The organism is Flavobacterium soyangense, assembly GCF_015277675.1.
GTDB classification, from domain to species: Bacteria; Bacteroidota; Bacteroidia; order Flavobacteriales; family Flavobacteriaceae; genus Flavobacterium; species Flavobacterium soyangense.
This window is the reverse complement of the sequence record NZ_JADHEC010000001.1, coordinates 194,621-215,820: the sequence shown is the minus strand read 5'-3', so window position 1 is coordinate 215,820 and position 21,200 is coordinate 194,621. Positions and strand designations below refer to the sequence as shown.

At 33.4% G+C, this 21,200-nt stretch carries 21 protein-coding genes; 6 read left to right on the top strand and 15 right to left on the bottom strand.

Annotated elements, in window-relative coordinates; genetic code table 11:
- Window positions 1-236 precede the first annotated feature (236 nt).
- The 7 genes from IR213_RS00960 to IR213_RS00935 all read right to left on the bottom strand — a co-directional run bounded on the left by IR213_RS00960 (window position 237) and on the right by IR213_RS00935 (window position 6,632).
- Window positions 237-1,184 carry an endonuclease/exonuclease/phosphatase family protein gene (locus IR213_RS00960; protein WP_194310439.1) on the bottom strand — a complete coding sequence of 316 codons (948 nt, stop codon included), beginning with the start codon at window positions 1,182-1,184 and terminating at the stop codon, window positions 237-239.
- 170 nt (window positions 1,185-1,354) lie between these two features.
- Window positions 1,355-1,870 (bottom strand): ORF6N domain-containing protein, encoded by a 516-nt coding sequence (locus tag IR213_RS00955; protein WP_194310438.1) that lies wholly within the window; start codon window positions 1,868-1,870, stop codon window positions 1,355-1,357.
- 132 nt (window positions 1,871-2,002) lie between these two features.
- Window positions 2,003-2,278 carry a hypothetical protein gene (locus IR213_RS16520; protein ID WP_317173104.1) on the bottom strand — a complete coding sequence of 92 codons (276 nt, stop codon included), beginning with the start codon at window positions 2,276-2,278 and terminating at the stop codon, window positions 2,003-2,005.
- Between the two features lie 38 nt (window positions 2,279-2,316).
- On the bottom strand, window positions 2,317-4,368 hold the full coding sequence (locus IR213_RS00950) for a M28 family peptidase (protein ID WP_317173103.1): 2,052 nt from the start codon (window positions 4,366-4,368) through the stop codon (window positions 2,317-2,319).
- A gap of 16 nt (window positions 4,369-4,384) precedes the next feature.
- The gene (locus IR213_RS00945) at window positions 4,385-4,735 is read right to left on the bottom strand and encodes a hypothetical protein (RefSeq protein ID WP_194310437.1); all 351 of its coding nucleotides are present in this window, start codon (window positions 4,733-4,735) and stop codon (window positions 4,385-4,387) included.
- Between the two features lie 6 nt (window positions 4,736-4,741).
- Window positions 4,742-5,293: a YfiT family bacillithiol transferase gene (locus IR213_RS00940; protein WP_194310436.1), complete on the bottom strand. Its 552-nt coding sequence runs from the start codon at window positions 5,291-5,293 to the stop codon at window positions 4,742-4,744.
- 34 nt (window positions 5,294-5,327) lie between these two features.
- Complete coding sequence (locus IR213_RS00935) at window positions 5,328-6,632, bottom strand: TIGR00341 family protein (RefSeq protein ID WP_194310435.1); 1,305 nt, start codon at window positions 6,630-6,632, stop codon at window positions 5,328-5,330.
- A 228-nt stretch (window positions 6,633-6,860) separates the two neighbouring features.
- Here IR213_RS00935 and IR213_RS00930 point away from each other — a divergent pair, with 228 nt between their 5' ends.
- The gene (locus IR213_RS00930) at window positions 6,861-7,193 is read left to right on the top strand and encodes a single-stranded DNA-binding protein (protein ID WP_194310434.1); all 333 of its coding nucleotides are present in this window, start codon (window positions 6,861-6,863) and stop codon (window positions 7,191-7,193) included.
- 96 nt (window positions 7,194-7,289) lie between these two features.
- Here IR213_RS00930 and IR213_RS00925 read toward each other — a convergent pair whose 3' ends face one another.
- From IR213_RS00925 to IR213_RS00890, 8 genes are all read right to left on the bottom strand, one after another.
- The gene (locus IR213_RS00925; protein ID WP_194310433.1) at window positions 7,290-7,919 is read right to left on the bottom strand and encodes a CatA-like O-acetyltransferase; all 630 of its coding nucleotides are present in this window, start codon (window positions 7,917-7,919) and stop codon (window positions 7,290-7,292) included.
- Between the two features lie 156 nt (window positions 7,920-8,075).
- On the bottom strand, window positions 8,076-9,335 hold the full coding sequence (locus tag IR213_RS00920; protein ID WP_194310432.1) for an OmpA family protein: 1,260 nt from the start codon (window positions 9,333-9,335) through the stop codon (window positions 8,076-8,078).
- Between the two features lie 317 nt (window positions 9,336-9,652).
- Entirely contained in the window at window positions 9,653-10,339 is a 687-nt protein-coding gene (locus tag IR213_RS00915) for an HAD family hydrolase (protein ID WP_194310431.1), read from the bottom strand.
- 1 nt (window position 10,340) lies between these two features.
- Window positions 10,341-11,024 (bottom strand): RloB family protein, encoded by a 684-nt coding sequence (locus IR213_RS00910; protein WP_194310430.1) that lies wholly within the window; start codon window positions 11,022-11,024, stop codon window positions 10,341-10,343.
- A gap of 2 nt (window positions 11,025-11,026) precedes the next feature.
- Complete coding sequence (locus IR213_RS00905) at window positions 11,027-12,361, bottom strand: AAA family ATPase (RefSeq protein WP_194310429.1); 1,335 nt, start codon at window positions 12,359-12,361, stop codon at window positions 11,027-11,029.
- Between the two features lie 254 nt (window positions 12,362-12,615).
- Window positions 12,616-14,676, bottom strand: coding sequence for a methionine--tRNA ligase (metG, locus tag IR213_RS00900; RefSeq protein WP_194310428.1), 2,061 nt, complete (start codon window positions 14,674-14,676; stop codon window positions 12,616-12,618).
- Between the two features lie 155 nt (window positions 14,677-14,831).
- Window positions 14,832-15,320 (bottom strand): type II toxin-antitoxin system death-on-curing family toxin, encoded by a 489-nt coding sequence (locus IR213_RS00895; protein ID WP_194310427.1) that lies wholly within the window; start codon window positions 15,318-15,320, stop codon window positions 14,832-14,834.
- A 2-nt stretch (window positions 15,321-15,322) separates the two neighbouring features.
- The gene (locus IR213_RS00890; RefSeq protein ID WP_194310426.1) at window positions 15,323-16,408 is read right to left on the bottom strand and encodes a DNA-binding protein; all 1,086 of its coding nucleotides are present in this window, start codon (window positions 16,406-16,408) and stop codon (window positions 15,323-15,325) included.
- Between the two features lie 154 nt (window positions 16,409-16,562).
- Between IR213_RS00890 and IR213_RS00885 the strand changes: the two genes are divergently transcribed.
- The 5 genes from IR213_RS00885 to IR213_RS00865 all read left to right on the top strand — a co-directional run bounded on the left by IR213_RS00885 (window position 16,563) and on the right by IR213_RS00865 (window position 21,133).
- Window positions 16,563-16,733 (top strand): hypothetical protein, encoded by a 171-nt coding sequence (locus IR213_RS00885; RefSeq protein ID WP_194310425.1) that lies wholly within the window; start codon window positions 16,563-16,565, stop codon window positions 16,731-16,733.
- A 116-nt stretch (window positions 16,734-16,849) separates the two neighbouring features.
- Window positions 16,850-17,077: a CDGSH iron-sulfur domain-containing protein gene (locus IR213_RS00880; protein ID WP_194310424.1), complete on the top strand. Its 228-nt coding sequence runs from the start codon at window positions 16,850-16,852 to the stop codon at window positions 17,075-17,077.
- A 168-nt stretch (window positions 17,078-17,245) separates the two neighbouring features.
- Window positions 17,246-17,785 (top strand): DMP19 family protein, encoded by a 540-nt coding sequence (locus tag IR213_RS00875; RefSeq protein ID WP_194310423.1) that lies wholly within the window; start codon window positions 17,246-17,248, stop codon window positions 17,783-17,785.
- Between the two features lie 225 nt (window positions 17,786-18,010).
- Window positions 18,011-19,282 (top strand): serine--tRNA ligase, encoded by a 1,272-nt coding sequence (gene serS / locus IR213_RS00870; protein WP_194310422.1) that lies wholly within the window; start codon window positions 18,011-18,013, stop codon window positions 19,280-19,282.
- Window positions 19,283-19,354: 72 nt separating this feature from the next.
- Entirely contained in the window at window positions 19,355-21,133 is a 1,779-nt protein-coding gene (locus tag IR213_RS00865) for a tetratricopeptide repeat protein (protein WP_194310421.1), read from the top strand.
- Window positions 21,134-21,200: the final 67 nt, after the last annotated feature.

Below are 21,200 nucleotides of genomic sequence, written 5' to 3'. Positions count from 1 at the left end.
AAGCGATAAATACTTGCTTAAAGATAAAGAAAACTAAGGAGTTATCCAAATATTTTGAACGATTTTTAATACAAAAGAATAAACATTGGAAAGGAAGGTTTTTAGACAGTTTGACGTCCCGGTACTAAATGGGGTTTGGGACTAAATTAACATTTATTTTTCGGTTAAACACAAAATTTTCAAATACAAGACCAACTTTAAATTAAGCCTGAAACCCAAATCTTGTGAAACGCCTCTTAGTAGCCGTTTTTTATTAATTCAGTTATGTGTTTATCTATTTCTATAATTCTTTCCATTGCTTCAAAAATTTCCATTTTTTCTTCTTGCTTTTGTTTGAAGTCATATTTAGTCGCCTTTGTTTTAATTTGATTAATTATTTTGTCAAATTTTGTAATAGTCAATGAATTTAATTTGTTGGTTTTGTGAATTATGTTGTCTAAAAGTGAATTATTTAGTTCCATTTTTTTTTGGGGTTTGTTCAGTTGAATAATCATCGGAACGTGGTCGCTATGTTCTAACCATTCATTTGGTTTACAAAGCTGAATATCAAAGCCTGTTTTTAAAAATTCAGATGAAGCAAAGCAATAATCAATATGATATGGCTTTTCAATTTTGCGATACATATGGAAAGTATGCTCTTTTTCTTGACCGTGAGCTACTTTATTCTGTTCGTGGTATAAACTAAAAATGTCATTTCTTTTAAAAAATTCTACTACAGCGGTATGATTGTAATTTACTTTATGCTTATCGTCCCAAATTTGGTTACTGTTAAAATCGCCAATAAAAATTGAATTTAGATTTAATAGTCTAGAATAGTATTCTAATGCTAACCAAACTTGTGTAATATATCCAATTTCTGGATTTTCTACGTTGTCTTTTGCCCAAATTGCAAATAAAAGAAAAGAACTTTTTTTATCAGAAACTTTTAAAGGAATTATGTAACTAAATTTTGGGTTGAACTCTTTTAAAAGTTCAAATTTGTAGTCGCAATATGAAAATATTCCAATACCTTTATGTCCATTACCGTACCAAAAAAAATCGTTTGGTTTTTCTGTTGATTTTCCAAATTCAAGTTTCACTTCACTTTCACATTCAGTAACAACTAAAATATCAGGCTTTAATGCCAAAATTTTGTTGTTCTTTTTTCTAAATGCGCCTTGGCAATTCCATTCAATTATTTTCATTTTTTTCGTGTCGCTCTAAACTGACGCATAACTCGTTTTTATACTAGCCATAAAATGGCTCCAATCCACCCAATTTGGTTTGGCTTTGTGCCATAAAAGGCTTTGATATTTTCAGCTAATATAATTATTAATTTGCCTTTGAAATTGAATCATTGGAAATTGAGTTTGTATTATTTTTTGTAGCCAATTTGTTTGCGTTCCTTTTGCACTACTTCTTTCTCCTCTTTTTTGATGAGGTAATTTAAGGCTTCATAAATATCACTAAATTTTTTGTCGTATTTGGTTTCTATTTCCAATAATTTAGCACTGAATTCTTTGTGTTCCAAAGCATATCTTCTTATCATGACAAAAGTTCGCATTATGGCAATATTCACATTTATTGCTACATCCGAATTTAAAATTCCGCTTAGCATTGCTACTCCTTGTTCAGTAAAAGCAAAGGGCAAGTATTTGCTGTACTTACCACGACCAACATTCTCTAAGGTCACAATTTGTGACCTTAGAGAAATATATTCATCATCTGATAACTGAAACATAAAATCGACAGGAAACCTTTTAATATTCCTTTTAACGGTTTGATTCAAAACTCTAGTTTCCACTTCGTAAAGAATTGCTAAATCAAAGTCAAGTATGACTTTTTGACCTCGAATATCATATATTTTGGATTGTAAAGTTGCTACTTGCATATAAAATGGAAATGATTTTTCAGCGAATATAATCAATATTTTCCTACTGAAATTCTATTTCTACTGTTTATATGTCATCACAATTTGTGATCACATATTATGGAGTTTTCAAACTGTCTTTAACAACAACCGTTACGCTATCTTTTTTTCAGCATATTGAATTTTGGAGTTCAAAGGTTTAACTTCAACTATTTTCGCACTTGGTTTTATTTTCTCTTTAATAATCACGGCATCATTCAGCACAAATGGTGTTGGCATCATCCAATCGGCTCTTTTTGCCATCGAGAACAAGGGATTTTTCATCAAATCGAAAGAGCTTTCCATCAAATCCAAATCTAAAACGCTTGAAGCCGGAATACTAAATTCGATTTCTAGCGGAAGTTGATCCACCACATAATAGCTCAACAATTTCTTGCCTTTTCGTTCGTATTTGGAACCTTTTTGCCCTAATAAAGTATCCCGTTTGCTTTGAAATTTTGAATGTCTAAATCTTCATTGGCAAAAACATCGTAGCGATTTACTTTTCGGTTGGGCGTAATTTGGATTTTCAAATAGCGATTTGCACCAACAACGCTGTCTTTTAAGAATTCAATTGTTGGTTTCGCTAGTTCTTTCATTGGCGCATCAGCCATAAAAGTAAACCCGGAATTGTACTTGCTTGGTAAAGAAATTGAGTTTAAATCTTGGGCATCTTTTGGATTCGTGCCTAAATAGGTTTTAGTCCATTGATCAAGATTGGTGTCATAAGTTGCCCAAGTTGCCTTGTTTTTATCCGCATCCAGAATGTAGACTAAACTATTTGATTTGGCTTTGCCCAATTCATAACCAGAATAGTAATGTGCTTTTGCAAAAAAGCCAATTGCAGCTAGAAACAACAGTAACGACCACATTCCTTTTCGTCTAAATGAGCCAAAAACCGGCAACAATAAACCAAATAGAAACACGGTTAGAATGGCACTTCCAAACAGCACTTTCAGACCCAAACCTATTGGAAACATTTGAATAAATGGCGCAATAATCAGCAATGTGGGGATACTCAATACAAGATTCAGCATCCATTTGGACTTTTGGGTAAGGATAAATGAAGCCAACATAATCAATCCTGCAAAAACGGGGATTATCAAAAACCCTGCGCCTTTCAGGAAGAAGGCAATCAATCCATTGAGGAGAATCCAAATAAATAATGGCGCAACGAAATGGTTCATCGTTACTTTTTTGAAAGAGAATCGTTGGTAAAAAGCAAAACAAATGGCCAAACTCAAAAATACGAATGCCGCAATATAATCGTGTCCGTTATAGGTAAATCCGTTGAGTAAATCATTGTATTGAGGATAGACTTTCAGTAACAATTTCCATCCAAAAAAGGCAATTAATCCCGAAACGATTATCGAACCTAAAAACGGAATAAATCCTCTCCAAATTTCTTTGCCGATTATAATTCGCTTGCCAATTCCTATGAATATTAAAATTAATAAGAGTACAAAAGCGATAATTACCATTGACAAAACCCAACTAAAAGGATAGCTTATAAAAGTAAAAGGAATCGTAAAATAAACATCGTCCTCGGTGGTTTGTGTCGCGCTTAAATTGGCATTCGAAAAATAATTTAACAACGGCATCAAATATTCTCCTTGGTGTGCCAAAGTGTTTTTGCTCAAATGATTGATGTCATCTTGAGCCGTGTGATAATTATAATGACCGTCTATAAAAGCAAAATTGTAGCCTTGAATATTGCCGTTTTTTCTAAAAACAGTTAAATCAGTATCGTTGGGCAACATTTTGTAAATGCTGTACATTAGCGAATTTGAAACTGGAAATTTTGGATTTGCTGCAGCGAATTCTTTAACCAATCCGGCATTTCCTCCATTGGTTTCCATTAACATATAACTTGGACCTGAAGATCCGCGGGCTTCAAAATTCAATACTAAACCTACTTCTTTTGCCCATTTATGTTCGGTGACAAAAAGCGCAGCACCATTCAATCCCAACTCTTCGGCATCCGAAAATAGAATGATAATATCGTTTTTGTTCGGTGTTTTATTGTAAATAAAGGCACGGACACTTTCCAAGATTGTCGCAACGCCTGAACCTGCATCGCTCGCGCCGTGTGAAGCAGAATGTGGTGCGCTGTCATAATGCGAAAGTAGGAGCAAGGCTTTGTCGCTGTTTGTTCCTTTTATTCGTGCCAAAATATTCTTGCATTTTGTCAATGTTCCCCAATCAGAAAAAGCAAAACCTTCCTGAACGGAAGTTTCCAAACCCATTTTTTGCAGTTCTTTTGTCAAATAATTAGCAACAACATCATGATTTTCTGAACCCACAAAATGAGGTTCTTTAGAAATATTTTTTACTTGTTCCAATGCTCTTTTGGTAGAAAACTCCGAAAGTGGAACTTCATCGTCAGATGTCCATTGTGGCATCAATGTGAAGAAAATAGATCCAAGGATTCCGAGGATAAACAAAACGGATAAAAGTGGTGAATAATCTTTTTTCATCATTAGTAGGTTTTGGGGTCTAAATTTCTTTTTTGACAAGCATATAATAATCATTCTCCAATGCGCGATAGCCTTGGTCGTAAACAAAAAAGTAGGTATTTCCTGTTTTGGTCTCTAAAATATTGGTAAAAAACTCAAAATCGAAACCCTTGCTCAAGAGTTTTGATTTGGTGGTTTTCCCTTTTCCATCGACATTCAGGGCTGAAAGAATTCGGTAATTTTTGCGCAACTTATTGTTCACGTTGCGCATAAAATTAGTGCTGTCTTTGTTTATTTTGTTGTTGTAGGCGTTGCGGCAACCGTCGCTGCAAAACTTTTTATCTTCGCGACCCACAATTTTGTCTCCACATTCCAGACAGGTTTTAGTCATAGTTTTTTATTTTTTAAATTGACCTTTGTGCAATAAGGCTTGTTCTATATGCGCCAAATGGTGGTTGCAATGCCAGGCATAAAGCCCAATTATTTCGTCTAAACAAGATGTTTTGTTGTTAGCCGGATGAATAAATTTTTTCTTTAATTCATTTTCTCCAAAACTTTTCAGAAGCAAAACCCAACGGGTATGTACTCCTTCGATGATTTGAATGGAAGGGGAAATATCGTCTGAATTGCCATCGGCAAGTTCAGCCCATTCAGCTTCTTCATATGGTTTTATGGTTGGAGTATCTTCGGTCAAAGCCAGTTTAAATCGGATAAAACTATTCATATGACTATCAGCACAATGATGTACCACTTGTTTTATCGACCAGCCTTCAGGACGATAAACCCAATTCAATTCTTCGACAGAAAGTTTTGCGGTTAGGTTTTTAATTTTAATTGGAAAAAGTTGAATGACTTCTATCCAGATTTTTAAATCTTTATCTGTTATTGAATCTGGTTTTTGAAATTTTCCTATTGGAAATTTTAGTTTTTCGAGGTTCACTGTATTCATTGTATTACTATAATTTTTAAATCAAATTTTTAAATCAAATTGTTTCTTGTCTGTAAATTTCTATTTTTTCTTTTGAGAGCCTTTTTTGTAACCACATTTGTAGTTTTTGTTTTGATGGTTCAGTCAAATTGTTCTTGCTTTTGTAAATCAAAACAGGATGAACATAAGAACTATCGGTATTTTTATTATAGGTATGATTTGAAATGGATATGTTCTCGACTTCAGGAAAAATGATTTTTATCTCCTCTAATAAAGCCTTATTGTTGTATTTGTTAGCTGCAATTTCATTTTCTAATTGCGATATTTTAATGTCTTTTGCATTCAAATCAGATTTTTCAGAATGGATTTGATTTAAAATAAGTCTTTTTATATCAGTTGTGTCCTGCCGAATTTTAAGTACGGCATTCTTGATATAATTGTCATTTAGGGTTTGATTAAGCATTTTAATATCTTCCTTGTTAAGTTTCTTGCTTAAGAAAGCTAATTCGATTTTTTTCGGACTTTTATTAAGATCTACTTTTTTATAAAGAACGGTATATCCTTTATTTTCGAATTCATTCTTAATGAAAAGATCTATTTTTTGGTTGTATTGTTTTTGATTATACAGCATATAAGCAAAGTAAATGCTTGGCAACATTAATGCTACAATTAAGATTGAAATACCATATTTTACTTGTTTTTGACGTTTGTCATTCACTTGCTTTACAGCTGGATATTTTAAATATTTCACTATTAAAAAAGTTGAAATGCCAATAAAAACACAATTTATGGCGTATAAAAATAGCGCTCCAAAAAAGAATTTCAAGTTTCCAATAGCCAATCCATATCCTGCCGTACATAAGGGAGGCATTAATGCAGTTGCAATGGCGACTCCAGGAATTGGGTTTCCTTTTTCAATTCTTGTGATGGCAATTACCCCTACAAGTCCGCCGAAAAAAGCAATTAATAAATCATAAATATTGGGCGAAGTTCTTGATAATAATTCAGATTGTGTTTCTTTGAATGGACTTAAATAAAAGTACATTGTAGAAACAATTAAACCAACTATAGTAGCAATTAAAAGGTTTTTTAATGATTTTTTTAGCAATGCGAAATCATATATGCCGAGACCAAATCCAGCTCCTATGATTGGTCCCATTAACGGAGAAATAAGCATTGCGCCAATGATAACCGCTGTCGAATTTACATTTAATCCTATTGAAGCCACAACAATCGCACAAGCTAAAATCCACAGGTTTGAACCTCTAAAAGATATATTGGATTTTACGGTTTCCAATACTTTTTGTTTATTTTCTTCTCCAAAATGAAGGTCTGTAAATTTCAGTATTTTATTAATCATTCTTTTTTAGTTGCTTTTTTGAAAAGTATTCGCACATTCCAGAAATTAATTCTGTTAAAATCAATCAAATATATACATTAATTTCCAATTACAAACGGTTACAAACAGTTACAACCGAAAGTAAGTAGTTATCAACCGAATAAATTTTTAGAGTCATCGCATCTTTGCCCTGTTGATTTGAACGAACAATTCAACAAAAAGTATACTAACAATTTAAATTTACACGCCATGAATGCAATGAGAAACAAAGTACAATTAATCGGAAACGTAGGAAATGATCCAGAAATCAAAAATCTTGATGGAGGAAAAAAAGTAGCTAATTTGACCATCGCCACAAACGATAGTTACAAAAATGACAAAGGAGAAAAAGTGGAACAAACCGAATGGCACAAAGTTGTAGCCTGGGGTAAAACTGCCGAAATTATCGAAAAATATGTGACCAAAGGCAAAGAAATTGCCATTGAAGGAAAACTTACCCACAGAAGTTACGACGATAAAAACGGAGAAAAAAGATACATTACCGAAGTTGTCGCAAATGACGTTCTTCTTTTAGGAAAATAAAATAATCTTCAGTTTACAATCGCAGTTTGCAGCAATAATTTGTTCGCAGACTGCGATTTTTATTTTACTGATCACTGTAAAATTGCTATCTGCTAATTAATCGTTCATCAATTCCTGAAAACAATCTATAAATTGTCCTACATGATACCCATCCATCAAACCGTGATGAACGTGAACCGACATCGACATTGTTCTTTTTCCTTTTTCGTCAACCATCATTTTTCCAAAAGAAATTTTAGGGCAACTATCCGGAAAAGTATAGCTTCTAGCATGAGAAAGTGATGTGAAATTTATCCACGGTATTGCCGAAAAATGGATCAAATTATCGCTTGGAAATTCTCTGGTGAAGAGTCCCGAAGTGTTTTTTATTCTTTCAATTTCCTGGAATGTGGTTTTTGCAAAAACATCAAAATCAGAAGAATATTCAATCAATGAAAACCCAAAAGTTTTGTCTTCCCGCATTAATGTTGCCGAGACATCAATTGTATCGTAGATGTAAATTTCATTATCAATTATTCGATATCGAAAAGATTCAATCATATTCACGGCAGCAATTGTTTTGTGCAAATAATACACAAAAAAGGAGGTTCCCAGTTGTTTTGCGGCTTCATATGCTTTCGAGCAATCAATGGTTGTGTTAATCCCAAAAAAAGATTCTTCCATTTGTTTAAAGAACAAGAAGTGTTCTTTTCGGTTCCAGTTTTCCAGGTCTAAAAGGGTTTTCACTGTTTTTTAAAATTTTTGTCTTCAAAAATACAGCTATTTTTTTAATTTTTTGTAGTCACGAATTTTAAGTTTGTAATTAATTTTTTTGAAAGAGCCAAAATAAAAAAGCCCTAAAGGAAATTTCCTTTAGGGCTTTTACGGAATAAATAGAGCCGTTTATTTTACCATAAAAGTAACCTTTCTAACTAATTTTCTGGCGCCATCAGAATCTTTATCAACTGAATTGTCTTCGCCACTGGCGATAACATTTAATCTTGAAGGATTAATGTTTGCTTTTAACAAAATATTTTTAACATTGGTAGCTCTAGCATTAGACAATTTGTCGTTGAAAGCAGATTTTCCTACTTCGTCAGCGTGTCCAATAATATCAACAGAAGCAGTAGGATTGTTTCTTAAATAAGTCAAGATAAAATCAATACCTTCTGTAGAAGTATTGTTAGGTTTAGATACATTGAAGTCAAAATAAGTACAAACATAACCACTGTTGATTGTGCTTTTAATCTGATCATTATTGGTTAAAACTTGGGGATTATCAGTTTTGCTACTGTAATTTTTCATTACGTAAGCTTCTGTTGCATCAGGAACACCGTTATAGTTTTTATCAATTGAACGTCCTTTAGTATCAACCATTGCTCCAGCAGGTGTATCAGTTTCTTCATCTAAATAATTTGCCACACCATCTTTATCGGTGTCTAGCATTCTATTTTCAACAGCAACAAATCTTGCATTAATTGCGGCAAATCTATCATCATTTTCGATAACCCAGTCAGCATGTTTTGCGTTTTTACCCAAGTAAAATGTCAAACCTACTGTTCCTGTAAACAAAGTATTTCCGTTGAATCCTTTTTCATTTGTTTTACTTGCAAAATCAAAAGCGTTCTCTTGTTTAGCATTTAGGATGGTTGTCATATCTCCAGTTAACACGACTTTATTACTCAATTTAATTTGACCGGTAAACCCAAAAATAATATTGCCCACTTTGTCTGTCAAAGAAGAATTATCGTCGTTTAGTTGTGCTACACCAAAACCGGCATGCCCTAATAAACCAATGGTTTTAGTCCAAGTCTCAAAATTCATTATTCTTCCCAAGTTGGAAACAGCCTGCAAGTCAAATCTGTAATACTTGGATCCAAAATCTTTTGATTTGTTCTCTCCGGTTATGCTTACATAGCCAAAGTCGGCTTTCAAACCAAATTTATTATTAAACATGTAACGAGTCCCTAATTCGACTGTAAAAGGGCTAATTGTTGAAGTAAAATAACCACGTGTTAAGGGGTTTTGTGGTTTATTAAAACCACCAGTCAATTCGATAGACCAATGATTAAACTCATTTGTATTGTTTTTTACAAGTTCACTTTGTGCGCTTAAAGTGTTTAAAGCGAATGCAAAAACTAAAGTAAGTAGGGTTTTTTTCATAATTTCTTAATTAAAATTTTCGACAAAAATACATCACAATATTTAAAAAAAAATATTTAAACTGTAAATTATGTAAGTATTTATTTTTTATTTTACAGATAAAAAGGTGGCTTATGAAGTTAAAACTCTTTATTACAACACGTTAAAAGTTAATTTTTTTAATGAAAATTAAAAAAAATAAGAGTTTTTCAAATTATTTTTATAAATCTTAGGGATGATTTTGATTAGAGAAGCACAATTTAAAGACTTAGCCATCAAATTGGCTAAGCTTTTATTTCTAAATTTTGGATAGTAATTTGTTTTTTTAAAGGGTTTCGCTATTGCAGTCTTTTCAAAACATCGATCATTTTTTCAAAAGTATTGAAATTTTTGTGTTCCACTTTATAGTCAATTCTTTCATGTGCCCAAGTAGTGTGAAACGGAATATGAACGGCGTGTCCGCCAATAGCCAAAACCGGTAAAACATCCGATTTTAGTGAGTTTCCAATCATAAAAAACTCTGAAGGTTGAATATCTAGACGTTTTATCAAATCCGAATAGTCTTTTTCCTGTTTGTCAGACATCACTTCAATATGGTGAAAATAATGTCCCAAACCCGAATCGTGTAATTTCCTGCGTTGGTCTAATAAATCGCCTTTGGTTGCAACAACGAGTTTGTATTTTCCGTGCAAAGCGTTTAAAGTTTCTTCGACACCGTCTAATAATTCAATGGGTTTTTCAAGTAATTCTTTTCCGTATTCTATGATTTTTTCAATGACTTCAACAGGAATTGTATTGTTCGAAATTTTCATAGCGGCTTCGATCATCGAAAGAATATAGGCCTTGATTCCGTAACCATATATTTTTAAATTGTCAATTTCGACCTTAAAAAGTTCCTGCGAAATCCCTTGATGTGATAAATAATCTTCCATTAAACCACAGAATTTTTGTTCCGTTTCCTGAAAATAAGGTTCGTTGATAAATAAGGTGTCGTCTGCATCGAAAGCGATTACTTTTAGGTTCATATTATAAGATTTTCGGGTCTTCTACGGGATTATTAAGTATTGAATATTGTAATAATTCTTGCATTAATAAATATACTTTTGTCGACTTTTCAACTGGAAAGAAATCATTTCTGTTTAAATCTGCATCAATACCTCTTTCTATAGCTTTTGAAATATATTCTACGGTTAAATAACCTTTTGGATAGTTTTTTAATTTTGATTTTGTATGCTTTTCCCCAAGTTCAGTTTTTGACTCTTTACTGTTTGTGCATTTGATATTTTTTTGATCTTCTAAATGAAACAACAGCCAAATTTCAAAGCAAAAATTACTTATAAACAAATTCGCATCAAAGAGACTTTCACAATATTGTTTTAATTCTGAAAATTCTAGAATCGGATGTTCATCAACATCAAGTACAAATCTAAATTTATCTTCTGATGAGGGCGTTACTAATATGTTTTTTGGAGGATTTTCAATAAATGATTTAGCTCTTTCTATTAATTTTTTTGGTTGAGAGCCAATGACGTTTGTGTCTTTCTCAAGAACATGGAGAATACTTGCTTTTTTAGGTTCAAAAAACAAATTGTTAAACGTTCCGAAATATTTTAGTTCTTTCTCTCCTTCATACACAATAAAGAATTTTGTTGCATCCTCAAAGGATTCTTTCTTGTTATAATCGTCTATTGTATATCTCTTACGATTCATTTTTATATCTGATTTTCCTCAACAATTAATTTTGAAAAATCTCCTAGAAATGGAATTCCTCCATATCGACCTTCTAAATATCCTCTTTCTAAAACTTTATCTCCGCGAGGATTAAAATTGCTTAATGGATAAAATTCAGTGCTTCCATCAGATTTTTTTTCAGTAAACCAAATCTCATCTCTACGTAATAAATTATTGTCTAACAAATGACTTTCATGAGTTGTAAAGATTAATTGACTTTTAGAAGTTGAGTTTAATGAATACATTTTTAATAGCTCTTTCGCTAATAATGGATGCATACTTCGTTCTAATTCGTCGATAATATATACAACATTGCCTTCGTGTATTAATTGTTCAAATGCTGGCGATAGTTCAAATAGTCGATTAGTTCCATCAGATTCTTCATCAAAATCAAATAGATCAGGCGAATTAAAGTGCTTAGTTTTTAGTATTGAAACAAAATATTTTTCTCCTATTTTTTTCAAAACGTTTACTTGAGAATTAAACGGAAATGTTAAAACAACGTTCGTTGTTTTGTCTTTTCTGTTATCAAGAGATGTTTCTAAATCGTCAATCATTTCTTTTTTAAAATCTTCATCAGAGTAACTAAAAAACACATCTGCATCAATTTCTTTTATTATTAAATCCTCAATACCGGTTTTGCTGTTAATTAATAAATCTTTTGCAAATTTTGTAGATTTGTTTCCTGTTAAAATAGATTCGGAATAATGATAGCTCCTAGAAAATGGGGTAACAATTGTCAGTTTACTTAAACCAATGTAGACGGTATCTAATATATCAATGTCATCAATTACGCCAAAACAAGCATCAAGTACAGATTCGGTGTCTTTTAATTCTTTTTTCAAATATTTTTGAATATAGCTCAGATCTTTAGAATTCTTAAAGGTATCCCCGAACTCTACTTCATTATCAATTCTTTTATATAATAATTTTTCTTTTCCTTTTTTTACCGATTCAATTTGATACAACCATTCTTCCTTTATTTTGCCTTTAAAAATTTCGATTGCATAATCAAAATGAATACCCATATATTCATATTCCATTCTGAATGTTGTCGGTTTGCTTTTATAAGATGAATCAACTCTGAATTTTTTACTTTGCGGAACTAATAATGACTCTTCATTAAAGACAATACTTTTAAAATAATCAATAGCATTGATTAGATTACTTTTCCCTGCGGCATTAGCTCCATATATAGCAGCAGTTTTCAAAACATCAATACCAGATTTTGTTTTTGTTATATGATTTTGCAATAGTTTTGATCCGTTACCTTTTGCAGGAAGCATATTAAATTCTGTCTCTTCTTTGAAAGACATAAAATTACTAACAACAAAACGGATTAGCATGATTTTACGATTTTTTCGTTAAAAATATTATATTCAAGTAAAATAAAGAATATATTATCATTTAAAAAAATATAACTTCGATTTTTTCGAAAAAATTAACGATTTTAACTATCGTTTTTAATAAAACGACTTAATTTAGTCAGTAAAGACAAAAGCCTTTAAGAATGTTAAAACTCTGAAAGAGTTAGTTTTTATAATTTAATTATTACAAAAAACTAATTTCTTTAATTTATCGTCTCCCCATTCCCAACACCATCCGCATCCGGATTTACAAAAACCAGTTTGCCTTCGGCGTTATTCGTCATCAGAATCATTCCCTGGCTTTCCACGCCACGAAGGTTTCTTGGTGCTAAGTTCACTAATACTGTCACTCGTTTTCCAATAATATCTTCAGGTTTGAAACTTTCGGCAATTCCCGAAACAATCGTGCGAACGTCAATTCCGGTATCTACTTTCAAAATCAACAATTTATTGGCTTTCGGCATTTTTTCTGCTTCGAGAATCGTTCCCACACGGATATCCATTTTGGCAAAATCATCAAACTGAATCAATTCTTTTTGTGGTTCGGCAACTTTATTTTCGACTAAATTAGCAGTTTTCGTGGCTTCTAATTTGTCGATTTGTTTTTGTATTTCTTCGTCTTCAATTTTGGCAAAAAGCAATTCGGCTTCCCCAATTTTATGTCCAGTAGGAATTAAATCCGAATTATCAGCAACTGTTTCCCAGTCGATTTTATCTTCAATTTTTAAAATTCTTGACAATTTTGTTGCGGTAAATGGCAAGAAAGGTTCGCAAAGTGAACTCAAAGCAGCTGCAATTTGCAAAGCCACATACATTTGGGTTTGTACACGAGCAGGATCTGTTTTTATCATTTTCCAAGGTTCTTCGTCGGCAAGATATTTATTCCCCAATCGGGCCACATTCATCAATTCGCCCAAAGCCTCACGGAATCTGTAACGTTCTATTGAACTCGAAATCACGGCTGGGTAGGCTTTTAATTCGGTCAAAATAGTCTCGTCCGCTGTTGAAAGTTCGTTTGGCGTTGGAACGATTCCTTCATAATACTTATTGGTCAGAACCACGACACGATTGATGAAGTTTCCAAAGACAGCCACCAATTCATTGTTATTTCTCGCCTGAAAATCTTTCCAGGTAAAATCGTTGTCCTTATTTTCTGGCGCATTCGACGTCAATGCATAACGCAAAACATCTTGCTGATTCGGGAATTCTTCCAAATATTCGTGCAACCAAACTGCCCAGTTTTTGGACGTAGATAATTTGTTTCCTTCCAAGTTCAAGAACTCATTTGCAGGAACATTGTCCGGCAAAATATAACTTCCTTCGGCTTTCAACATCGCTGGAAAAATGATGCAGTGAAAAACAATATTGTCTTTCCCGATAAAGTGTACCAATTTCGTATCTTGATCTTTCCAATAAGGTTCCCAATCTTTCCCTTCGCGTAAAGCCCATTCTTTCGTGGAAGAAATATAGCCAATCGGCGCATCAAACCAAACATATAATTTTTTTCCTTCGGCACCTTCAACGGGAACATCAATTCCCCAATCAAGGTCACGAGTTACTGCGCGAGGCTCTAATCCGCCGTCAATCCAAGATTTTACTTGTCCGTAAACATTTGGTTTCCAGTCATTTTTATGTCCCACGAGAATCCACTCTTTCAAGAAATCTTCATAACGATCCAAAGGCAAGAACCAGTGTTTTGTCGATTTCAAAATAGGCGTTTCTCCTGTAATGGTCGATTTTGGATTAATCAAATCCGTAGCGTTTAAAGTCGAACCACATTTTTCGCATTGGTCGCCATAGGCTTCTTCGTTGCCACAGCGTGGACAAGTTCCAACCACAAAACGGTCTGCGAGGAATTGGTCGGCCTTGGCATCATACAATTGCTCGGTCACTTCCTCGATAAAATCGCCTTGTTCGTACAGTTTTCTAAAAAATTCCGAAGCCGTATCATGATGAATTTTAGCTGAAGTCCTCGAATAATTGTCAAACGAAATTCCAAAATCCGAGAACGATTTACGAATAATTCCATCATATTTATCGATTACTTCCTGTGGCGTTATGCCTTCTTTTTTGGCTTTCATCGAAATCGCCACACCGTGTTCGTCGCTTCCGCAAACAAACACGACATCTCTTCCCTGCAATCTTAAATATCTGGAATAAATATCCGAAGGCACGTAAACACCCGCCAAATGCCCAATGTGAATGGGTCCGTTTGTATAAGGCAATGCCGCCGTAATGGTATATCTTTTTGGATTCTGTAACATAATTCAGTTTAATTTGCTGCAAAAATAAGCAATAGAATTTTTATTTGGAGCTATTTCCCGCTATCCGTTGCAATCTTTTGCTTTTTAAAGGAAAAAGCAAAAGGATTTCCACTTCTATCGGGGCTAGGTAAGCAGGGGTTTTTTGATAACCTTTTTTAGAAAACATCCTTGTAAAAATCGATGCCTAAATTTATTTTCTCGGCATCATCTCTTACCAGACGAAGAGCATTTATAATTTTTAATTTCAACTCTTCACTATAATCAACCTCGTTAATTATTGCTGTTATTATTTCTTGCAGTAGGCCTTTTTCTATTAAATTATCAGCAACTGTTACAGCAATATTTTCCATTTCAATGATAAATTTGTTGGTAAATACATCTAAACCATTTACTTCTAAAAAAAAAGCTCCTATTGCAATTGAAGTACGTTTGTTACCATCATTAAAAGCGTGAAATTTATTAAAGGAGAAAATCAAATGACTAAGTTTTTCTTCATACGTTGGATAGTAGTCATCGTTTTGAATATGATGAAGAGGGCTATCGATATTTCCAAAATTTTTAATTCCAGGATGCCCACCAGAAATTTCGATTATTTTGTCATGAATCTTTATTGCGTATTCTGAAGAAAAATAAATTAATTTCATAATTAACGTTCTTTTAATCTCTTAAATACTTCTTTGTTTTCTTCTAATCTTTTTTCAAGCTCCATGCTTTTATTGCCTAAAAATTTATCAAAATCTTCTGTGCTGACTTCGTTTATATAGTCTTTTAATTTTTCATGTAAAGCATCTCTAAAAACCAAATCACGGCTAGCCATTAAGCTTCTTGCTTTTTCTTGTAAAGGGTTTACAAAAGCCTCCATTATTTGTTCAAATTCAGAAAAAATCAGATGAGTTTCAGATAAAGAGAGCTTTTTGTTTAAAGTTTCAGATTTGTTTTTTAAATAGTTAGCAAATCCATTTTCATAAGCTGAAACTAAATCTAGAACTTCTGAATACATTGTGCCTCTGACACTTTCTTTTGAATTTAGGTTTAGTATCTTTCTATACTCTTTGGCATTTTCCTTAAAAATACTTTTATAAATTTTGTCTGTAAGTTGGCTATATTTAAATTTATTTTCAACAATATAAAAATCCAATGAATTCGTAAATTCTTTACGGTAATTATGTTCTCTAATAGCACTGGGTAAAAACTCTTCTTCTCTTTGGTTAATGTATTTTGTTTTCCCTCCTAATTTTTTATTTAAAACGTCAATTACAATGTCTAATATTGAACTTCTTAATTTTTGAGCTTTATCTGAACCAGTTAGAAGCATTCCAATATTTAAAAAAGTTTTGTATGTGAATATCGATAATTGGGGTGATTTTGACAGGCTATCTAGTTCACTTTCATTTAATTGAAGGATGTTCACGACATCCATGTCGTGAACATCCTTTTTGTCTTTGGCATTTCTCACAAAATTAAACACTTGTTCTTTGTAAGCTTTTAGCTTAGAGCCTGTATATAATTCGTACCCGCTAATTTCTAATTCTGTTTTATTATTCTCCAAGATTCGATCAATAGTCCGTATATCTACATCAAAATATTGAGCAATTTGTTGTTTGGTAAAGCGATATTTACCGTCAAACTTAATTCCGTAAAAACCCAGTTCCTCATATATACCTTGGATAGCAATATTATTATTTAATATATTTTTTCTATCGAGACTAGAATTTGTTAAATCTTTACTCATTGTTTTTGTGTTTACTCACAAAGATACTTTGTTTTATTATATTCTTCCACCATAAGTTAAAGTGAAATACATTAATTAGTTCATTCTAGTAACGCCGAGTTTTTAATATGGCTTTGTTTATCTTTACAACCATAATTCTAGAATCATATCAACCATGCCAAAAGGACCCGAAAAAAATACCAAAAACAAGGCTTTGCACACCAAATTGCTCAATCGGAAAAAGGCTAAATTGCAAGAAGATAAAAAAGAAAAAGCATTACGTCTGAGAACTTTGGTTGCCAAAATAAATCAGCAAAAGAATAGTGACCAATCTATAGAGCCATAGGCGCGACATATTTATAGGGATGGATTTTAATCCACCCAAAATTAAATGATTTATTGAAAAAGTACCGTTGGTACAGAAATTTTCACAATCTTTGACCTCAAAAAACAAAAAATAATATGAGCAAGACAAAACTAACGATTAATAAAAACGGTTCTATAAAAATAGAAGGGGATTTTGAAATAGTAGATCAAGAAGGAAACGTTTATGGACTACAGGGAAGGGCAGCATTAGGTCTTTGTCGTTGTGGATTATCATCAAATAAACCTTTTTGCGATGGATCACACCGTAATAATTTTGAAAGTGATTCAAAAGCATTTGATTTACCACCAATGAAAACGAAATAAAGAATAGGTTTTCAACATCCAATATAAAAGCTGCATTTTAATAGATGTAGCTTTTTTTGTTTCCCAAATACTTTTGTTGAAATTTAAAACTTAGGCAAAGAGTAAATAAAATTTCTTTTCTGTTTTTATTTAACTGAAATTTGCGGCACATATTCAAATACAAAACAAATGGAATTCGGTAGAATAATAGTTTCAGAAACAGCCTTCAACAGTGAAAATCTTCAAGATATCATTCACTCCAATATTTCGGTCATTAACTTAATGCGCGAGGAAGGTGTGGACGACGATTTGATTCACGAAGACGCCTTGATGAGTTATTATTTAGATTATTATACATCACAATATACCGAGGGAAATTTTGCCCAGTTTGTTTATAATTCGAGTTGGGACAAGGAGTTGAACGAATTGATAGAAGAAGGTTTGGCCTTAATTGGCGCCTACAACCACTTGGAATTATTCCAACAGCAATCCAAAAAAGTAAAACTAATGAGCAGCGTCAAGCTCAATAAATTCCTAAAAGGAAAATTAGAAGGTGTAAATCCTACTAGAGATTTTCTCAACAACGATACTTTTTTCGAATTGGAAGAAAATCTCATTACTTTGAACGCCAATTTTCTAAAAACGCATCCCGATTTCGAAGTGCTTTCTGTGGATGAAATGTTCGCCACCTTAGAAGAATTTGTGGGTCACGAGATTAAAAGAGAGTAAACTGAGTCAAAAGCCGCAAGTCAAAAGTCTTAAAGGTGTTTTGTATTGCACTCAATTGTCTTTTTAACATTAAATAAAGTGTGCCTAAATAAGGTTGTTTCCTAGCGCTTGACTTTATGACTTTATGACTTTCGACTTTTGACTATTTTTTTGTCTCAATAGTATCAAACATTTCCTTAAATTTGTGACCTTATTAAAAATAAATAAGAGTTAAAAAATTAAGTTATGTTACAAATCGCATTTATTAGAGAGAATCAGGAAAAAGTAATCAAGGCTTTGGCCAAAAGAAATATGGATGCCACCGCTGTTGTTGAAGAAGTGGTACAACTGGATGAACGCCGTCGCGCTACGCAAGTAGAGTTGGACGGAATTTTATCCGAATCTAATAAATTATCCAAAGATATTGGCGAATTGATGAAAGGCGGCGAAAAATCAAAAGCTGCCATTCTCAAAGAAAAAACTGTTCTATTAAAAGAAAAAAGCAAAGCATTAGCCGAAACTGCTGACCTACTTGCTGCAGAACTTTCTGAAAAACTATACACTTTACCCAATCTTCCTGCTGATATTGTTCCCGAAGGAAAAACTCCCGAAGAAAACCTTAACGTTTTTCAAGAAGGCGACATTCCCGTTTTGCACGAAGGTGCTCAACCTCATTGGGAATTGGTAAAAAAATACGACATCATCGATTTCGAATTAGGAAACAAAATTACTGGCGCAGGATTTCCGGTTTACAAAGGAAAAGGAGCCAAATTACAACGTGCTTTAATCAATTATTTCTTAGATAAAAATACGGCTGCAGGTTATAATGAAGTTCAGGTTCCGCACATGGTCAACGAAGCTTCGGCTTACGGAACGGGGCAATTGCCAGACAAAGAAGGGCAAATGTACCACGATGCTACGGACAATTTATATTTGATTCCAACGGCAGAAGTTCCCGTGACGAATTTGTTTCGTGACGTGATTTTGAATGAAAACGAATTACCAATTTTGACAACTGCTTACACGCCTTGTTTCCGTCGTGAAGCCGGTTCTTATGGCGCTCACGTTCGTGGATTGAACCGTTTGCACCAATTTGACAAAGTCGAAATCGTGCGCGTGGAGCATCCTGATAAATCTTATGAAGCATTGGACGGAATGGTAGCTCACGTAAAAAGTATTTTGCAAGAATTGAAATTACCTTATAGAATATTGCGTCTTTGTGGTGGCGATATGGGTTTTACATCTGCTTTGACGTATGATTTCGAAGTGTATTCTACGGCGCAAGAGCGTTGGTTAGAAATCAGTTCGGTATCTAATTTTGAGACTTTTCAGGCGAATCGTTTGAAATTACGTTTCAAAGACAAAGACGGAAAAAACCAATTGGCACACACCCTAAACGGAAGTTCATTGGCTTTGCCAAGAGTTTTGGCTGGAATTTTGGAAAATTATCAAACTGCGGAAGGCATTGTAATTCCTGAAGTTTTGCGAAGCTATTGCGGGTTTGATATTATTGATTAAATTAGTTTTCGGTTATCAGTTGCAGTTTTCAGAGCTGCGACTGAAAACTAAATCTTCAACTAAAAACTGACAATGAAAAAACTATTTCCATATATCGCCCTGTTTTTTTCATTGGTTTGTTTCTCACAAAACGAGCAATTGGCACAGTATTATTTCGATAAAGGCGATTTTGAGAAAGCAAAAATCAGTTTTGAAGAATTATTAAATAATCAGCCGTCGAACTCCCAATATTTTCAGCGAACTATAGATTGCTATCAGCAATTACAACAATTTGATGTTGCCGAAAAAGCCATTCAAACTCGATTGAATACTTACAAACAAGGCAATCTTCTGGTCGAATTGGGTTATAATTTTCAGCTGCAAAAGAACGAGGCTTCCGCCAAAAAGTATTACGAAGAGGCCATCGACCGAATCAAGAAAAATCCAAATGAAGTGTATGGAATTTCAAATTCTTTCGAGAGAAAAGTCTTATTGGAATATGCCTTGAAATCCTATCAAACGGCAACGACATTGCAACCCAATTATAATTTCAATTATCAAATGGCGTTGCTTTACGGACAATTGGGCAACACTGAAATGATGATTTCCACTTTTCTGGACGAAGCTTACGCTAATCCCCAAAACTCGATTCAAATCCAAAATCAATTGGCTCGTTTTATGTTCGAAGAAGGTGATGAAAACTTCAATGAAATTTTACGAAAAGCATTAATTGTAAGAGCTCAAAAGAACCAAGATGTTTTTTGGAATCATTATTTGAGTTGGTATTATGTCCAACAAAAAGAGTTTGGCAAGGCTTTTATCCAAGAAAAAGCAATCTTCAAACGCAATCCGGAATCACTTTCCAGTATCGTGAATTTGGGACAACTTGCCATCGAAGAAGATGATACGGAAGCGGCCAAAGAAATTCTGGGATTTGTTTTGGAAAACACCAAAGATTTAGAGTTGCTTATCCAAGCAAATTCGTATTTGATTGAAATGAAAATTGAAAAAGCGCAGCAAAAAGATTTTGCGACAATCAATACTGAATTAGCCAGTTTGTTGACGGAATATGAAATAAGTCCATTTACGCTATCTTTGCAACTGATTCAGGCGCATTTTGTGGCTTTTAATTTGCGAAAACCTGAGGAAGGAAAAGCAATTGTCAAGAAAGCACTTGAGTTACAATTGAACGATTATGAAGCGGCTCAGGCCAAAATGGAGTTGGCAGATATTTTGCTTTATGAAGAAAAATTCAATCAGGCGTTACTTTATTATTCCCAAGTTGAAGAGAATTTAAAGAACGATGGAGTGGCACACGAAGCGAGTCTGAAGGCTGCCAAGACCAGTTATTTTCAAGGGGATTTTGTGTGGGCTTTGAAACAGTTCAAGGAATTGAAATCGGCAAGTACGCAATTGATTGCCAATGATGCATTGGAATATTTCCTTTTGATAAACGATAATACAGTCGCCGATTCGACACAAACCGCCTTGAAACAGTTTGCCAAAGGTGATTATTTGTTATATCAAAACAGGAATCAGGAAGCGATTGCGCAGTTTCAGTCGATTTTGAAAAGCTTCAAAGGACAAGAAATCGAAGCGGTAACTTTGTTGCGTTTGGGTAAAATTTATGAAAAACAAGGCGAATATAATTTGGCTTTAAGCCAATATCAAAATATTATTGACCATCACGCCGATGGAATTTACATAGACGAAGGCCTGTTTTTTTCGGCAGAAATTGAGAACAATAAGTTACAACAACCGGATAAAGCAAAACCGCTTTACGAGAAAATAATTTTTAATCATCAAGATAGTATTTACTTTGTGGAAGCTCGAAAAAAATTCCGACAATTGCGAGGAGACAAAGAACTGTAAAAAGGTTAATCGGTTAACTGTTTATTTGTTTAACCGAATTAACGATTAACCGATTAAACAAATAACC

Bases quoted from the DNA above. Each gene is read 5' to 3' on its own strand.
- IR213_RS00905 (WP_194310429.1), bottom strand. From the start codon at position 12,361: ATGTCTTTCAAAGAAGAGACAGAATTTAATATGCTTCCTGCAAAAGGT.
- IR213_RS00895 (WP_194310427.1), bottom strand. From the start codon at position 15,320: ATGAAATTAATTTATTTTTCTTCAGAATACGCAATAAAGATTCATGAC.
- IR213_RS00880 (WP_194310424.1), top strand. From the start codon at position 16,850: ATGAGCAAGACAAAACTAACGATTAATAAAAACGGTTCTATAAAAATA.
- IR213_RS00885 (WP_194310425.1), top strand. From the start codon at position 16,563: ATGCCAAAAGGACCCGAAAAAAATACCAAAAACAAGGCTTTGCACACC.
- IR213_RS00920 (WP_194310432.1), bottom strand. From the start codon at position 9,335: ATGAAAAAAACCCTACTTACTTTAGTTTTTGCATTCGCTTTAAACACT.
- serS (WP_194310422.1), top strand. From the start codon at position 18,011: ATGTTACAAATCGCATTTATTAGAGAGAATCAGGAAAAAGTAATCAAG.
- IR213_RS00890 (WP_194310426.1), bottom strand. From the start codon at position 16,408: ATGAGTAAAGATTTAACAAATTCTAGTCTCGATAGAAAAAATATATTA.
- IR213_RS00915 (WP_194310431.1), bottom strand. From the start codon at position 10,339: ATGAACCTAAAAGTAATCGCTTTCGATGCAGACGACACCTTATTTATC.
- IR213_RS00960 (WP_194310439.1), bottom strand. From the start codon at position 1,184: ATGAAAATAATTGAATGGAATTGCCAAGGCGCATTTAGAAAAAAGAAC.
- metG (WP_194310428.1), bottom strand. From the start codon at position 14,676: ATGTTACAGAATCCAAAAAGATATACCATTACGGCGGCATTGCCTTAT.
- IR213_RS00955 (WP_194310438.1), bottom strand. From the start codon at position 1,870: ATGCAAGTAGCAACTTTACAATCCAAAATATATGATATTCGAGGTCAA.
- IR213_RS00945 (WP_194310437.1), bottom strand. From the start codon at position 4,735: ATGACTAAAACCTGTCTGGAATGTGGAGACAAAATTGTGGGTCGCGAA.
- IR213_RS00875 (WP_194310423.1), top strand. From the start codon at position 17,246: ATGGAATTCGGTAGAATAATAGTTTCAGAAACAGCCTTCAACAGTGAA.
- IR213_RS00930 (WP_194310434.1), top strand. From the start codon at position 6,861: ATGAATGCAATGAGAAACAAAGTACAATTAATCGGAAACGTAGGAAAT.
- IR213_RS00910 (WP_194310430.1), bottom strand. From the start codon at position 11,024: ATGAATCGTAAGAGATATACAATAGACGATTATAACAAGAAAGAATCC.
- IR213_RS00865 (WP_194310421.1), top strand. From the start codon at position 19,355: ATGAAAAAACTATTTCCATATATCGCCCTGTTTTTTTCATTGGTTTGT.
- IR213_RS00935 (WP_194310435.1), bottom strand. From the start codon at position 6,632: ATGATTAATAAAATACTGAAATTTACAGACCTTCATTTTGGAGAAGAA.
- IR213_RS00950 (WP_317173103.1), bottom strand. From the start codon at position 4,368: ATGATGAAAAAAGATTATTCACCACTTTTATCCGTTTTGTTTATCCTC.
- IR213_RS00940 (WP_194310436.1), bottom strand. From the start codon at position 5,293: ATGAATACAGTGAACCTCGAAAAACTAAAATTTCCAATAGGAAAATTT.